The organism is Lysobacter sp. GX 14042, from assembly GCF_021390425.1.
In the GTDB taxonomy this organism is placed as follows: domain Bacteria; phylum Pseudomonadota; class Gammaproteobacteria; order Xanthomonadales; family Xanthomonadaceae; genus Novilysobacter.
In genome coordinates, this window is the sequence record NZ_JAJUWY010000013.1 from 12,495 (window position 1) to 27,782 (window position 15,288).

14 protein-coding genes are annotated in these 15,288 nt (G+C 70.5%); 2 read left to right on the forward strand and 12 right to left on the reverse strand.

Annotated elements, in window-relative coordinates; translation table 11 throughout:
• Window positions 1-16: 16 nt before the first annotated feature.
• The 4 genes from LY625_RS12735 to LY625_RS12750 are packed head-to-tail and all read right to left on the reverse strand — an operon-like array spanning window position 17 to window position 3,088.
• The gene (locus LY625_RS12735) at window positions 17-562 is read right to left on the reverse strand and encodes a pilus assembly protein PilP (RefSeq protein WP_233740687.1); all 546 of its coding nucleotides are present in this window, start codon (window positions 560-562) and stop codon (window positions 17-19) included.
• Entirely contained in the window at window positions 562-1,209 is a 648-nt protein-coding gene (pilO, locus tag LY625_RS12740) for a type 4a pilus biogenesis protein PilO (RefSeq protein ID WP_233740688.1), read from the reverse strand. The genes LY625_RS12735 and pilO overlap by 1 nt, the downstream gene beginning before the upstream one ends.
• Window positions 1,206-2,030, reverse strand: coding sequence for a PilN domain-containing protein (locus tag LY625_RS12745; protein ID WP_233740689.1), 825 nt, complete (start codon window positions 2,028-2,030; stop codon window positions 1,206-1,208). The genes pilO and LY625_RS12745 overlap by 4 nt, the downstream gene beginning before the upstream one ends.
• Window positions 2,030-3,088, reverse strand: a complete 1,059-nt coding sequence (locus LY625_RS12750; RefSeq protein WP_233740690.1) for a pilus assembly protein PilM — start codon at window positions 3,086-3,088, stop codon at window positions 2,030-2,032. Before LY625_RS12750 ends, LY625_RS12745 begins: the two co-directional genes overlap by 1 nt.
• 214 nt (window positions 3,089-3,302) lie before the next feature.
• Between LY625_RS12750 and LY625_RS12755 the strand changes: the two genes are divergently transcribed.
• Together LY625_RS12755 and LY625_RS12760 are read left to right on the forward strand one after the other, a co-directional pair.
• The gene (locus LY625_RS12755) at window positions 3,303-5,789 is read left to right on the forward strand and encodes a penicillin-binding protein 1A (protein ID WP_233740691.1); all 2,487 of its coding nucleotides are present in this window, start codon (window positions 3,303-3,305) and stop codon (window positions 5,787-5,789) included.
• Between the two features lie 54 nt (window positions 5,790-5,843).
• Complete coding sequence (locus LY625_RS12760; protein ID WP_233740692.1) at window positions 5,844-6,449, forward strand: hypothetical protein; 606 nt, start codon at window positions 5,844-5,846, stop codon at window positions 6,447-6,449.
• A gap of 75 nt (window positions 6,450-6,524) precedes the next feature.
• On the opposite strand, the gene LY625_RS12765 is transcribed toward LY625_RS12760, so the two are convergent.
• The 8 genes from LY625_RS12765 to gmk all read right to left on the reverse strand — a co-directional run bounded on the left by LY625_RS12765 (window position 6,525) and on the right by gmk (window position 15,288).
• A complete protein-coding gene (locus LY625_RS12765; protein WP_343223494.1) occupies window positions 6,525-7,838 on the reverse strand; it encodes a citrate synthase in 1,314 nt (437 codons plus the stop codon).
• 241 nt (window positions 7,839-8,079) lie between these two features.
• Window positions 8,080-8,331: a type B 50S ribosomal protein L31 gene (locus tag LY625_RS12770; RefSeq protein WP_233740693.1), complete on the reverse strand. Its 252-nt coding sequence runs from the start codon at window positions 8,329-8,331 to the stop codon at window positions 8,080-8,082.
• Window positions 8,332-8,416: 85 nt separating this feature from the next.
• Window positions 8,417-9,361, reverse strand: a complete 945-nt coding sequence (locus LY625_RS12775) for a nucleoside hydrolase (RefSeq protein ID WP_233740694.1) — start codon at window positions 9,359-9,361, stop codon at window positions 8,417-8,419.
• Between the two features lie 66 nt (window positions 9,362-9,427).
• Window positions 9,428-11,563 carry an ATP-dependent DNA helicase RecG gene (gene recG / locus LY625_RS12780; protein WP_233740695.1) on the reverse strand — a complete coding sequence of 712 codons (2,136 nt, stop codon included), beginning with the start codon at window positions 11,561-11,563 and terminating at the stop codon, window positions 9,428-9,430.
• Window positions 11,556-11,939: a RidA family protein gene (locus LY625_RS12785; protein WP_233740696.1), complete on the reverse strand. Its 384-nt coding sequence runs from the start codon at window positions 11,937-11,939 to the stop codon at window positions 11,556-11,558. The genes recG and LY625_RS12785 overlap by 8 nt, the downstream gene beginning before the upstream one ends.
• Before the next feature lie 43 nt (window positions 11,940-11,982).
• The gene (locus tag LY625_RS12790; RefSeq protein WP_233740697.1) at window positions 11,983-14,160 is read right to left on the reverse strand and encodes a bifunctional (p)ppGpp synthetase/guanosine-3',5'-bis(diphosphate) 3'-pyrophosphohydrolase; all 2,178 of its coding nucleotides are present in this window, start codon (window positions 14,158-14,160) and stop codon (window positions 11,983-11,985) included.
• Window positions 14,161-14,271: 111 nt separating this feature from the next.
• Window positions 14,272-14,568 carry a DNA-directed RNA polymerase subunit omega gene (gene rpoZ, locus LY625_RS12795; protein ID WP_233740698.1) on the reverse strand — a complete coding sequence of 99 codons (297 nt, stop codon included), beginning with the start codon at window positions 14,566-14,568 and terminating at the stop codon, window positions 14,272-14,274.
• 99 nt (window positions 14,569-14,667) lie between these two features.
• The gene (gmk, locus tag LY625_RS12800) at window positions 14,668-15,288 is read right to left on the reverse strand and encodes a guanylate kinase (protein ID WP_233740699.1); all 621 of its coding nucleotides are present in this window, start codon (window positions 15,286-15,288) and stop codon (window positions 14,668-14,670) included.

Sequence of the window (15,288 nt, forward strand, 5' to 3'; positions counted from 1 at the left end):
GCTATTCCCCCAATCCTCAATTGTCTTCCAGCGCGATCGACGCAGGCCGTTCCAGCCAGCCACCTGCGCCATCGGGCACCAGTTCCACCAGTTCCACGCGGTCCTCGAACACGCCGGTCACCCGGCCGTCGCTCTGGCCCATGTAATCGCCCGGGCGCACCCGGTAGGTCACCTTGTCCGGCGCCATCATCAGCGCCGCCAGTGCGCCGCCGGTACCCAGGGTCCCGACCATGTCCAGGCTGTCGAGCGGGAACTGCTCGAGCGTCTGCTTGCGGCGGTCGGAGTCGGGCCGCGGCCCGTTCGCGTCGTCGCGGTCGGTGAAGGCATTGGAGAACGGGTCGCGCAGGTCCTGCGCGGCGTACTCGAAAGTCTCGAACTGGCGCATCACCGGCAGCGGATCCAGCGGCGGCGCCGGCCGGGCGCGCACCTCGGCGGCCCAGTTCTCCAGGTTGGGCGCCTCGCCCGGCGTGCTGGTGATGCCGCGCGAGCAGGCGGCCGCCAGCAGGGCCAGCGCAGCCACGGCGGCCAGCCGGACCGAACGGTCGTGAATGGACACGGCCATCAGCCTTCCTCCCCTTCCTGCATCGCGGCAACCTCATCCTCGTCGAGGTAGCGGTAGGTCTTGACCGTCCCGGCCAGTTCCAGCGGCGCGTTGGCGCGGATACCGGCCTCGCTGTTGCCGCGCGGCTTCAGCGAGATGTCGTGCATGGTCATGATCACCACCCGCGGCAGCGAGGCCACGCCGCTGACGAAACCGCCGAACTGGTGGTAGCTGCCGACCATGCGCAGCGCGATCGGCTTCTCGGCATAGAACTCCATCGGCACTTCCGGGCCGGGCTGGAACAGCTCGTTGGAGATGCCGGTGGCGATCGCGGTCTGCGAGATGTCGGTGATCAGGTCCGGCATCTCGGTCTTGCTGGGCAGCTGGCGCAGCATCTGCTGCAGCTGCTGCTCCATGTGCGCCAGCTGCTGCTTGAGCGGCTCCAGGTTGGAGGCGCGGCCCTGCTTTTTCTCGAACTCGGCGCGCAGCTCGGTCTCGGTGCTTTCCAGCCCGCGCAGGGTCTCGCGCTGGTCGCGCACGAACAGCCACCAGGCCAGGCCGACGATCAGCACGGCGACCAGGACGTACAGCCCGGTCTTGGCCTCGCGCGGCCAGCCGCCGATGTTGTTGAAGTCGAGTTCGCGCAGGTTGATCTTCTTGCGGCTCACGATCCGGCTCCTTCGGCGGCGTCGGCGGCGTCGGCGGAGGCCGGTTCGGCCTCGACCGGCTCGGCGGCATCGGCACTGTCGGCACTGTCGGCACTGTCGGCGCCGGTGCCGGTGCCGGCAGCACCCTCTTCAGCGTCGGCGGGGGCGGCGTCCGCGGCGTCCGCGGCACCCGGCTCCGCGGCCGTGTCGCTGGCCGGCTCGCCGGCCTCCAGTGCGAGCGCCTCGGACACTGGCGGTGCCGGATCCGGAATGCCGTCGCCGTCCTCGTCCAGCGGCGCGTTGGGATTGGCCAGCTTGACGGTGAGCGTGAACTGGTAGGGCAGTCCCTGCTCGAAACCCTTGGCCTCGATGATCGACAGCTCCGGACGGGTCATCCAGCCGGAACCCTCCAGGTTGCGCATGTAGGTACTGACGCGGGTGTTGGACTGCGCCCGGCCGTCCAGGGTGAGCGTCTCGCTGTCCTGCTTGAGCGAGGTCAACACCACGCCGTCGGGAATGGTGCGCACCAGCGAATCGAACAGGTGGACCATCTGCGAGCGGTTGGCCTGGAGCTTCTCGATGACTTCCTTGCGCGCCAGCAGGCGTGCCTTCTGCACGTCGAGCGCGTCGATCTCCTTGATCTGCTCGTCGACCGTGGCGATCTGCGCCTTGAGGTAGTCGTTGCGCTCGCGCTGGCCGTCGATCTGGCTGTTGTGCCAGGAAATGATCACGAACGACAGCAGCACCGCGCCCAGCACCGCGAGCGCCAGGGTGCCCATCGCTTCCTTCTGGCGCTGGCGCCGCCGCTCGGCGCGCCAGGGCAACAGGTTGATCCGCGCCATCAGTCGAAACTCCTCAGGGCCAGGCCACAGGCGATCATCAGCGCCGGGGCGTCCTGGGCCAGCGCGCGGGCATTGACGCCCTGGCGCAGGGTCATGTGGGCCAGCGGGTTGGCGACCAGGGTGGGCACGCCCAGCTGCTCCTCGACCATCGCCGCGATGCCGGGGATCGCCGCGTTGCCGCCGGCCAGGACGATCTGGTCGACCCGGTTGTACTCGCTGCCGGCATAGAAGAACTGCAGCAGCCGGCTGACCTGCTGGACCATCGCTTCCTTGAAGGGATCGAGCACCTCGCCCTCGTAGGTGTCCGGGAGACCGCCCTGGCGCTTGGCCAGCCCGGCCTCCTCGTAGCTCAGCCCGTAGCGGCGCATCACCTCGTCGGTCAGCTGCTTGCCGCCGAAGACCTGCTCGCGGGTGTAGATGCTGCGGCCGCCGCGCAGGACGTTGAGGGTGGTCATGGTGGCACCCGAGTCGATCAGCGCCACCAGGCCCTCGCCCGGCACGTTGAGCTGGTCGGCGATCAGGCCGAACGCGTTCTCGATCGCGAAGGCCTCCACGTCCATGACCCTGGGCGTGAGACCGCCCATCTCCAGCACCGAGGCGCGGACCTCGACGTTCTCCGCGCGCGAGGCGGCCAGCAGGACCTGCACCGACTCGGTGCTGCCGGGCACCGGGCCCAGCACCTCGAAGTCGAGGTTCACTTCCTCGATCGGATACGGGATGTAGTTGACCGCCTCCAGCTCGACCTGCGCTTCCAGGTCGTCGTCCTCCAGGTCGGCCGCCATCGGGATCACCTTGGTGATCACCGACGAGCCGGCGACCGCGGCGGCGGCGTGGCGGGCGCGCGTGCCGGAGCGGCTCACCGCCCGGCGGACCGCCTCGCCGACGGCCTCGGCCTCGACGATGTTCTTCTCGACCACCGCATTGGGCGGCAGCGGCTCGACCGCGTAGTGCTCCACGCGGTAGCGGTTGCCGTTGCGCGACAGCTGCAGCAGCTTGACGGCAGTCGAACTGATGTCCACACCGACGAGCGCCGGCTGGCTCTTCTTGATGACACCCAAGGTATTTCCCCCATTGCCACGGAGTGCGTGTCGCACCTCTTGTGGCCGGCGTCTTAGATAACGGACTTTTCACTTCCCCGCAACCCTTTCAACCAGTAACTGCCCACCAGCGCACCTTTCTGCCACTGGGCGGCGGGCGCCGGCGCACGCGGCCACGAGGCGGGCTTTGCCCCTCCTCTATACTGCCCCGCCCGACCCTGCCTTCCGGACGCCGATGTCGCCCCGACTCCGCCGAATCCTCCGCTGGACCCTGCTGGGCTTCGCAACGCTGGTGCTGGTCGGCGCCGTCGTGGCCGGCATGCTGTACGCCCGCATCGCCCGCGACCTGCCGGACGTGGAAACCCTGCGCGACGTCGAGCTGCAGGAGCCGATGTACGTGCACGCCTCGGACGGCTCGCTGATCGCGGTGTTCGGCGAGATGCGCCGCTACCCGGTCTCCATCGAGGAGGTCCCCGAGCGCTTCAAGCAGGCCTTCATCGCGATCGAGGACTCGGGCTTCTACGAGCACCATGGCGTCGACTTCCGCGGCGTGGCGCGGGCGGTCTGGCTGCTGGCGACCACCGACGGCGAGCGCGTGCCCGGCGGCTCGACCATCACCCAGCAGGTCGCCCGGCAGTTCTTCCTCAGCGCCGAGTACAGCTACACCCGCAAGGCCGCCGAGATGGTGCTGGCGCTGCGGATGGAGCGCGAGCTGAGCAAGGACGAGATCCTCGAGCTCTACCTCAACAACAGCTTCTTCGGCAATCGCGCCTACGGGATCGGCGCGGCGGCGGAGTTCTATTACGGCAAGACGCTGGCCGAGCTCGACCTGGACGAGATGGCCGCGCTGGCCGGCACGCCCAAGTTCCCGTCCAGCGCCAACCCGCTGAGCAACCCGGCACGTTCCAAGGTCCGTCGCGACTACATTCTCCAGCGCATGGCGACGCTGGGCTTCATCAGCCCGGCCGAGCGCGACGCCGCCCAGGCGGTGGCGATGCATGCCAGCCCGCACGAGCCGCCGATCCAGCTCTACGCGCCCTACGTGGCGGAGATGGTCCGCCAGCAGATGGTCGAGCGCTATGGCGCCGAGGCCCTGACCCGCGGCTACCGCGTCACCACCACCATCGACGCCGGCATGCAGCGCGCGGCGAACCAGGCGGTGCGCGACGGGCTGGTGACCTACGACCGGCGCCACGGCTGGCACGGGGTCGAGCAGCAATTCGAGCTCGGCGCCGACGAGGATGCGGAGGAAGTCCGTACGCGCCTGCGCGGCATCCCGACCCAGGTCGACATGGTCCCGTCGATCGTGCTGGCGACCGGCAACGGCACGGCCACGGTGGTGCTGCCCAGCGGGCGCGAGATCGAGCTGGGCCGCGACGACGGCTGGGGTGGCAAGAGCCCGGCCGCGCTGCTGGCCCGCGGCGACCTGGTCCGCGTGTACCGCGACAGCGAAGCCGGCGGGGAAGAAGGCGATGACGCGGACCCGCGCTATCGCCTGACCCAGATCCCGCGGGCCCAGACCGCACTGGTGTCGATGGAGGCCGACACCGGCGCGCTGCGTGCGATCAACGGCGGCTTCAGCTTCGCCGGCAGCAAGTTCAACCGCGCCACCCAGGCCAGGCGCCAGCCTGGTTCGAGCTACAAGCCGTTCCTGTACGCCGCCGCGCTGGAGAAAGGCTTCAATCCGGCCTCGGTCGTGCTCGACGCCCCGGTGGTGTTCCAGGACCGCGCCGGCAACGTCTGGCGACCGCAGAACGACGACGGCAAGTTCATCGGTCCGATGCGCCTGCGCGATGCCCTGGTGCGCTCGCGCAATCTGGTCTCGGTGCGCCTGCTGCAGGCGATCGGCATCGAGTACGTGCGCAACTATGTCAGCCACTTCGGCTTCGACAAGGAAAGCCTGCCGCCGAACCTGTCGATGTCGCTGGGCACCGCGTCGCTGACCCCGCTGTCGGTGGCACGCGGGTATGCCTCGTTCGCCAACGGCGGCTTCCGGATCGAGCCGTGGCTGATCGGCGAGGTCCGTGACCGCGATGGCGTGGTGATCTTCGAGGAGCAGCCGGCGATCGCCTGCCGCCACTGCGCCGGCGCGGCCGGCAGCGCAGTGGTGCAACAAGCGGACGACACCGTCGGCGGCTTCAACTTCGGCCCCAGCGCCCCGCCGCCACCCGCACCAGCGGCAGGCGACGAGGCCCCGGCCCGGGAGGTCCAGACGCTACCCGCCGGCGCCGAACTGGCCCCGCGCGCGATCGACCCGCGGGTGGCCTGGCAGATGCATTCCATGCTCAAGGACGTGGTCAAGCGCGGCACCGGGCGGCAGGCACTGTCGCTGGAACGCGAGGACGTGGGTGGCAAGACCGGCTCGACCAACGAGCACCGCGATGCCTGGTTCTCAGGCTTCGGCGGCGGGCTGGTGACCACCGTCTGGGTGGGCCGCGACGATTTCACCTCGCTCGGCTACCGCGAGTACGGCGGCCGCTCCGCACTGCCGGTCTGGATCGAGTTCATGCGCGAGGCACTGGACGGCCGGCCGCTGACCGACGACACGCCGCCCGACGGCATGATCCAGGTTTCGGTGGCCGCCAACGGGCGGCTGCTGCCCGAAGGCAGCGGCGGCATCACCGAGTGGGTGAAGGCCGAAGACCTGGAGCGGATGCAGGGCTGGTCGGACTGGGAGGCCGATGAATCGGTCCCCACCGAAGAGGTCTTCGACATCTTCTGAGCGTGCTAGCGTGGACTCCGGCGCACGGCAGGACCCGTGCGGGAGGAGCTCGCCATGTCCCGCAACCCGCGGCTGGAACAGCGCCGCCTGCGGGTGGCCCAGGAAGCCGCGCGCATGCTCGCCGAGGGCGGCCTGGGTGACTACACTCAGGCCAAGCTGAAGGCCGCCCGCCGGCTCGGCTTCCGCGACGAGGCCTCGCTACCGCACAACACCGATGTCGAGCAGGCCCTGCTGGAATACCGGCGCCTGTTCCATCCGGACGCCGGCGAGGCGTTGCGCGCCAGCCGCCGCGCCGCACTGGCTGCGATGGAGTTCCTCGTCCCCTTCCAGCCAAGGCTGGTGGGTCCGGTGCTGGAGGGAACGGGCGATGCCTCGACCCCGGTCAGCCTGCACCTGCACAGCGAGGATCCGGACGCGGTGCCGCGCTTCCTCGACCAGCACGGCATCCCCGCCTCGCCCGGGGAGCGCATGGTGCGGCTGGACGGCGAACGCCGCGCGCGGGTTCCCGCCTGGCATCTGGAAGCCGACGGCATCGGCTTTGAACTGCTGGTGCTGCCACCGGCGGTGCTGCGCCAGGCCCCGCTGTCGCCGGTGGACGACAAGCCGATGCAGCGGGCTTCGGCCGGGCGGCTGCGGGAGTTGCTGGGCGGGGACGGTTGACCCGGAGGGCATCCGGAGTGCCGCATACAAAAACGCCCCGCGATGCGGGGCGTTCTCGTAGATGGGGAAGGCGCCTCAGCGCTGGTCGATCCCCACGTAGTCGCGCTGCGGGGCACCGGTGTAGACCTGCCGCGGGCGGCCGATCTTGTTTTCCGGATCCTCCTGCTGCTCCAGCCAGTGGCTGACCCAGCCGGCGGTACGCGCCAGGGCGAACATCACGGTGAACATCTCGACCGGGATGCCCAGGGCCTTGTAGATGATGCCCGAGTAGAAATCGACGTTCGGGTAGAGCTTGCGCTCGACGAAGTACTCGTCCTTCAGCGCGGCCTCTTCGAGCTTCATCGCCACGTCCAGCAGCGGGTCGGACACGCCCAGCTGGCCCAGCACCTCGTGGGTCATCTTGCGCACCAGCGCCGCGCGCGGGTCGTAGTTCTTGTAGACGCGGTGGCCGAAGCCCATCAGGCGGAAGCCCGAATCGCGGTCCTTGGCCTTGTCGATCGCCGAGGAGACGTTCTCCGGGCGGCCGATCTCGTTGAGCATCTTCAGCACCGCCTCGTTGGCGCCGCCGTGCGCCGGCCCCCACAGGGCGGCGACGCCGGAGGCGACGCACACGTACGGGTTGGCACCGGTCGAACCGACCAGGCGGACGGTCGAGGTGGAGGCGTTCTGCTCGTGGTCGGCGTGCAGGATGAACAGCAGGTCCATCGCCTTGGCCGCGACCGGGTTGAGCTCCAGCGGCTCGGTCGGCACCTCGTACAGCATGTGCAGGAAGCGCGTGGTGTAGTCGAGGTTGTTGCGCGGGTAGCGCAGCGGCCAGCCGATCGAGTGGCGGTAGCAGGCCGCCGCGATGGTCGGCACCTTGGCGATCAGGCGCACCGCGGCCAGCCGTCGCTGCTCCGGATCATTCAGGTCCAGGTCGTTGTGGTAGAAGCCCGACATCGAGCCGAGCATGCCGACCAGCATCGCCATCGGATGCGCGTCGTGGCGGAAGCCGCCGAGGAAGCTCTTGTAGGCCTCGTGCAGCATCGTGTGGTGGGTCACCTCGTGCTCGAAGCCGGCGAACTGCTCGCGGCTGGGCAGCTCGCCGTTCATCAGCAGGTAGGCGACCTCGAGGAAGCTGGACTTCTCGGCCAGCTGTTCGATCGGGTAACCGCGGTACAGCAGCACGCCTTCCTCGCCATCGATGTAGGTGATGGACGACTTGCAGCTGGCGGTGGCGGTGAAGCCGGGGTCGTAGGTGAAGTGGCCGGTGGCCCTGGGCAGCTTGCCGATCTCGATGCACGGCGCGCCCAGGACGGGCGTGGCGATGCCCAGCTCGACGCTGGAGCCAGCAACGCTGACGCTGGCCTGGTTTGCCGACGCGTGGCCGGCCGAAGTGGTGTCGGACACGAAGCACTCCTCATGTCAGGGTGCCCTCGCGGCGGTGCCGGCGGGGCATGGGGGGACGGGGATCGCGCGCCCCGGTCGCGGGGAGGCGATGCCGGCGATTATCGCACATGCCCCGGCGCATGGTCGGTGGGCCACGGACCGGACGGAACGTTTCGCCGCCGGTTCGACGTCCCGGAAACGACGACGGCCGCCCTTGGGCGGCCGTCGTGGCGCGGGCGGGGCACCAGCCCCGGCGCGGCGATTACTTGGCGTAGCGCTTGCGGAAGCGGTCCACGCGACCGGCGGTGTCCATGATCTTGTGCTTGCCGGTGTAGAACGGGTGCGAGGCCGAGGAGATGTCGACCTTGACCAGCGGGTACTCGTTGCCGTCCTCCCACTTGATCATCTCCTTCTTCTTGCCGGAGGCGAGCGTGGAACGGGTCAGGAACTGAAAGTCGGTGGTCACGTCCTGGAACACGACTTCGCTGTATTCGGGATGGATGCCGGCTTTCATGTGGCAACTCACGCTGTGGATCTGGAGGGAAGCTGGACAGTATGGGCCAGTGCCCGCCCGCGTGCAAGCAACAGGTACGCCCGCTTCAGCCGGCGGCCAGCGCCGCCCGGACCAGGGACTCGAACCGGTCCTGGTCGTAGCCCAGCATGATGTCCACGCCCTCGCCTTCCGGGCCGCGCCAGTCGACCACGGTCGCGCCGCGTGCGTGCCGCCCCTCGGTCTCCACCCGCAGGGGACGGCGCACCGATTCCAGCACGCCATCGGGCTGCAGCGCCAGGGCCATCGCCAGCGCATCGGCCGAATGCCAGTGGTCGCCACGCCGGTCGACCGACCATTCGCGGGTACGCTCCGAGATCTCGCGGTAGAAGCGCGCGCGCGGGCTGTCGGCATCCAGCCACTCCAGTACCCGGTCGTGGTGCAGGCCATGGGCGAGCGTGGCTTCCCAGTCCGCCAGCTCGATGCGCTCGAACGCCTCGAACACCACCTTGGCCGCCTCCGGGTCGAAGCCGACGTTGAACTCGGCCGCCGCGCTCAGGTTGCCGTGCCCGGTCACCGCGCCGCCCATCACCACCAGCCGGGCGACCCGGGCCGGCAGGGTGGGATCCAGGCGCAGCGCCAGCGCCAGGTTGGTCAGCGGTCCCAGGGCGACCAGCAGCAGCCTGCCGGCGTGCTCGTGCGACAGGCGCAGGATCGCCAGCGCGGCATGCTCGCTGCTGGCCTCGCGCTCCGCCGGCGCGTAGCCGATGTCACCGAAGCCATCGGCGCCATGCACCTCGGCCGCGTCCTCGCACGGATGCACCAGGGGGCCCGCGCAGCCGGGGAACACCGGGATGTCGTCGCGGCCCGCCACTTCGCACAGCTTCAGCGCGTTGCGCACCGTGTGCGCCAGGCCGACGTTGCCGGCCGCGATGCTCAGCCCCACCACCCGGTGCGCGGGATCGTTGAAGGCCATCAGCAGGGCCAGGGCGTCGTCCACGCCGGGGTCGGTGTCGATCAGCAGCGGGACAGGGGCGGCAGCGGTTCCGGTCATCGTTTCTTCGATCTGCAACGGGCCGGGCAGTCTGGCACCGTCGGCGCGGCCGGCCAAGCGGGGGCCTCAGGCGGCGGCGAAGCGGACAGCGCCGCCGATCCAGCGCGCGACGATCCGGTCGGCGGCCGCGGGGTCCTGCTCCAGCAGCGCATCGGCCAGTTGCTGCACCCGTGGCAGCAGGTCGGCATCGCGGGCGAGGTCGGCCAGGCGGAACTCGGCCAGGCCGGTCTGGCGGGTGCCCAGCACCTCGCCCGGGCCACGCAGTTCCAGGTCGCGCTCGGCGATCAGGAAGCCGTCGTTGCTTTCGCGCAGGGTCTCCAGCCGCAGCCGCGCGGTCTGCGACAGCGGCGCCCGGTAGAGCAGTACGCAGGAGGATTCCTCGCTGCCCCGCCCGACCCGGCCGCGCAGCTGGTGCAGCTGTGCCAGCCCGAGCCGCTCGGCATTCTCGATGATCATCAACGAGGCGTTGGGCACGTCGACCCCGACCTCGATGACCGTGGTGGCGACCAGCAGGTCGATCCGCCCGGCCTTGAACTGCGCCATCACCGACTGCTTCTCGCCCGGCTTCATCCGTCCGTGCACCAGGCCGATCCGCAGCTGCGGCAGTTGCGTGGAAAGCTGCTCGAAGGTGGTCTGCGCGGCCTGCGCTTCGATTTTCATCGCCGCCGCCGGGCCCTCTCCCTCTTCCGGCTCGTCGATCAGGGTGCATACCCAGTAGGCCTGGCGCCCCTGGGCGCAGGCGCCACGGATGCGCTCGACCAGTTCGGGCCGGCGCGACTGCGCCAGCGCGACGGTGCGCACCGGGGTACGTCCCGGTGGCAGCTCGTCGATCACCGAAACGTCCAGGTCGGCGTAGGCGGACATGGCCAGGGTGCGCGGGATCGGGGTCGCCGTCATCACCAGCTGGTGCGGCACGCTGTCGCCGCCGGCCGCGCCCTTGTCGCGCAGCGCCAGGCGCTGGTGCACCCCGAAGCGGTGCTGCTCGTCGACGATCGCCAGCGCCAGGCTGGCGAACTCCACGCCTTCCTGCATCAGCGCGTGGGTGCCGACGACCACCTGGGCCTCGCCCGAGGCGATGCGCCCAAGCACCGCCGCCCGGGCCCGGCCGGTGACCTTGCCGGCGAGCCAGGCCAGGCGCACGCCGAGCGGTTCCAGCCAGGCCGACAGGCTGGCCATGTGCTGTTCGGCCAGCAACTCGGTGGGCGCCATCAGCGCCGCCTGGCGGCCGTCGGCCACCGCCATCAGGGCAGCCATTGCCGCGACCACGGTCTTGCCCGAGCCGACGTCGCCCTGCACCAGCCGCAGCATCGGCAACGGACGCGAGAGGTCCGCGCGCAGCTCGTCGAACACCCGCTGCTGGGCGCCGGTCAGCGGGAACGGCAGTGAATCGCGCAGGGCCAGCGCCAGTGACGGCTGGCCCAGGACCGGGGCGGCATGCGCCTGGCGGGCGATGCGCTGGCGCCGCAGGCTGATGTTGTGGGCCAGCAACTCCTCCAGCGCCAGCCGCCGCTGCGCCGGGTGGGTCCCGGCCAGCAGCGCCCCCAGGTCCGCCTCGCGCGGCGGGCGGTGCACGGTCAGCAATGCCTCGCGCAGTGACGGCATCCCCGCGCGCAGCGGTGCCGGCAGCAGTTCCAGCTCGTCGTCGCCCGGAAGCCGGTCCAGGGCGGCGGCGATGAAGCGCCGCAGGGACACCGGGCCGATGCCCTCGACCGCCGGGTAGACCGGATCCAGGCTCTCGCCCAGGCCTTCGCTGCCGTCGTCCTCGAGCACCCGGTAGCTGGGATGGACGATCTCCAGGCCGGCCTGCCCCGGACGTGCGGTGCCATAGGCGCGCACCCGCGTCCCGACCCGGAACTGGTTCACTTGGGCGGAGCGGAAGTGGAAGAAGCGCAGCACCAGGGTCCCGCGCGAATCGTCGGCGATCGCCACCTTGAGCACCGGCCGGTAGCGGAAGCCGCGCTGGACCGCCTGCACCCGCCCCTCGACCTGGACGGTCTCGCCGGGGCGCAGCAGGCCGATCGGGACGAGCCGGGTGCGGTCCTCGTACTGCCGTGGCAGCTGCAGCCACAGGCCCTGCAGGGTGGTCAGCCCGCGCGCGGCGAGCTTTTCCGCCAGTTTCGGCCCGCAGCCGGGCAGCACGGCCAGCGGGGTGTCGCCAACCGCGGCCAGCGCCGGCGCGGGCCGGGCAGCGCGTCTAGCCAAGGACCAGGACGGCGTCGACCTCGAAGGCCGCGCCCTTGGGCAGGCCGGAGACCTCGATGGTGGAGCGCGCCGGGTACGGAGCCTGGAAGTACTCGGCCATGACCTCGTTGACCTTGGCGAACTCGCCCAGGTCGGTCAGGTACAGGCCCAGGCGGGCGACCTGGTCGAGCGAACCCCCGGCGGCCTCGCACACCGCCTTGAGGTTGTCGAAGGAGCGGCGCGCCTGGGCGGCCACGTCGCCGGCGACGATCCCGCCGGTGGCGGGATCCAGCGGGATCTGGCCGGACAGGTAGACGGTCTGGCCCATCATCACGGCCTGCGAGTACGGGCCGATGGCGGCGGGTGCCTGGTCGGTGTTGATCGGGGTGCGGTTCATGCGCGCTCCAGGAGGTGGGGACGCGACATTGTAGGGCGGCGGCTCAGATCCGCTGCACGCCCAGCACCACCTGCAGCCGGCGCACCCTGCGGATCACGTTGGCGATGTGCCGGCGGTCGCGCACCTCGATGCCGAAGCGCAGCACCGCCACGTTGATGTCGCGCTCCAGGTACTCCACCCGGTCGATGTTGGACTCGGCCTCGGCGACCGCCGCCGCCACCCGCGCCAGCGCCCCGGGCCGGTTGTCGACCTCGATCCGCAGCGCGGCGGCGAAGTCGCCGACGACCTTGCGGTCCCAGCCCACCGCCACCCAGCGCTCGGGCGACTTGCGGTAGTCGGCGATGTTCGGGCAGTCCAGCCGGTGCACCACCACCCCGCGCCCGGAGGTATGGAAGCCCATGACCTCGTCGCCGGGCACCGGCAGGCAGCAGTTGGCGAAGCTGATCACCCCGCGCTCGGTGCCGGTGATCATGATCCGGTCGTGGGCCAGCGCCGGGATGGTCCCGCCCCTGCCGGACATCTCGCGCCCGGGCTCGCCGGCCAGCGCGAGCGCGACCTGGCCAGGCATCCGGTTGCCCAGCGCGATGTCGGCCAGCAGCGCCTCCAGCCGGGGGTAGCGGTTCTCCAGCAGGTAGGCGTCGATGCGCGGCTGCGGCACCCGCTCCACCGAGCTGTCCAGGGTCTCCAGCGCGCGGTCGAGCATGCGGTGGCCCAGCTGCACCGCGTCCTCGTGGCCGAGCAGCTTGAGCTGCTGGCGGATCGCGGTGCGGGCCTTGCCGGTGACGACGAACTCCAGCCATTGCGGCTTGGGCACCGAGGAGCGCGCGGTGATGATCTCCACCCGCTCGCCGTTGGCCGGGGCGGTGCGCAGCGGCACCAGCTTGCCGTTCACCCGCGCGGCGACCGCCTGGTTGCCGACGTCGGTATGCACCGCATAGGCGAAGTCCAGCGCGGTGGAGTTGCGCGGCAACGCCAGGATGTCGCCCTTGGGCGAGAACAGGTAGACCTCGTCGGGGAACAGGTCGACCTTGACGTTTTCCAGGAACTCCAGCGGCGAGCCGGCCGCGGTCTGCGCCTCCAGCAGGCCGCTGATCCAGTTGTAGGCCCGGCTCTGGGCACTGTTGGGGCCCGCGCTGCCGTCCTTGTACGACCAGTGCGCGGCGATGCCCTTCTCGGCCACCAGGTCCATCTCCGCGGTGCGCAGCTGGACCTCGATCGGACTGCCGTCGGGACCGAACAGCACGGTGTGCAGCGACTGGTAGCCGTTGGCCTTGGGGATGGCGATGAAGTCGCGGAAGCGCGCATCCAGCGGCTTGTAGGTGGCATGGACCACCCCCAGCGCGTGGTAGCAGTTGGCCACCCGCGGCAGGATGACGCGGAAGCCGAACACGTCCATCACCTGGGTGAAGCTCTTGTTCTCCGAGCGCATCTTGGTATAGACGCTCCACGGCGACTTGACCCGGCTGATGACCCGGTGCTCGAGCTTCTCCTTGGCCAGCTGCTGGGCCAGGGTGGCCTCGATCTTCACCAGCAGCTCGCGGCGCAGCAGCGGCTGGGCGCGGATGCGCTTCTCGATCACCGCGTGGCGCCACGGATGCAGCTGGCGGAAGCCCAGGTCCTGGAGCTCGGCCTTGACCAGGCTCATGCCCAGGCGCTGGGCGATCGGCGCGTAGATCTCCAGCGTCTCGCGGGCGATGCGCTTGCGCGCCTCCGGCGACTGCGCCCCCAGGGTGCGCATGTTGTGCAGCCGGTCGGCGAGCTTGATCAGGATCACCCGCAGGTCGCGCGACATCGCCAGCAGCATCTTGCGGAAGCTCTCGGCGGTCGCCTCCTGGCGGTCGCGGAACTGCAGTTTGTCGAGCTTGGTGACCCCGTCGACCAGCTCGGCGACGGTTTCGCCGAATTCCGCGGCGATCGCCTCGCGGGTCAGCGGGGTGTCCTCGATGGTGTCGTGGAGGATCGCCGCCAGCAGGGTCTCCACGTCCAGGTGCTGCTCGGCCAGGACCTGCGCGACCGCGACCGGATGGGTGATGTACGGCTCGCCGGACTTGCGGGTCTGCCCGGCGTGGGCCGCCGAGCCCACCGCCCAGGCACGCCGGAGCAATGCCAGTTGCTCGGGCCCCAGGTAGGCGGCGGCCTGCTCGAAATCGCGCAGGTACTGCGGCAGCGCCGCGGCATCGGACGCGGATGGACAGGCGGGGCCGGACTCGAGCGGAAGCATGCAGGCATCTTGGCGCCGGCCACCGCGGCGCGCAACGCGCCATAACGCGACGACCCCGCACGGGGCGGGGTCGTCGAGGCAACAGGGGGTGCGGCAGGCGCCGCGCCGGACTCAGTCCTCGCCCTTGATGTCCTCGTCGGCCACCAGCTCGGCGGCGGCCCATTCCATGGCCTCGCGCTCCCGGCGCTCGCGCTCGGACTTCTCGACCGCGTCGATGTAGTCGGTGTCGATGGCGCGGGCGGCAATCTCGCGCAGGGCCAGCACGGTGGGCTTGTCGTCGGACTCGTGGTTTTCCAGCTGCGGATCGACGCCATTGGCCAGCTGGCGCGCGCGCTTGGCGGCCATCATCACGAGTTCGAAGCGGTTGTCGACCACCTGCAGGCAGTCTTCTACGGTAATGCGGGCCATGGGGCTCCTGGCGGCGTGTGCCGTCATGGGGGTAAACGGGGGACGGGAGTCTATCGTGCCGCGCACCCGTCCATCAAGTTCGCCTTTGACGTCAAGGGCTTACCGGTCAGCTGCGAGCAGGCTTGCGATCAGCGGCCCGTGCCGCGCCACCTGCGCCTGGCGCCGCAGGCGGCTGGCGGTGAAGATCGAGCACAGCTCGTCGACGGCAACCGGGAACTCCTCGTTGACGACGACGAAATCGAACTCGGCGTAGTGCGACATCTCCTCGCGGGCGGCGGCCAGCCGGCGGGCGATGACCTGCTCGCTGTCCTGGCCGCGGTTGCGCATGCGCTGCTCCAGCGCGGCGCGCGAGGGCGGGAGGATGAACACGCTGATCGCCCCGGGCACCTTCTCCCGGACCTGGCGGGCGCCCTGCCAGTCGATCTCCAGCAGCACGTCCTTGCCGGCCGCCAGCTGCGGCTCCACCGACTGCCGGGCGGTGCCCTTCCAGTCGCCGTGGACGCGGGCGTGCTCGAAGAAGTCGCCGGCCGCCACCATGCGCTCGAACTCCGGCTCGTCGACGAAGTGGTAGTGCTCGGCGTGGCGCTCGCCCGGGCGCGGGGCGCGGGAGGTGAAGGAGACCGACAGGCGGATCTCCGGGTCGCGCGCGAGCACCGCGTTGACCAGGCTCGACTTGCCGGCCCCGGACGGGGCGGAAACGATGAAGAGGGTGCCGCGCAT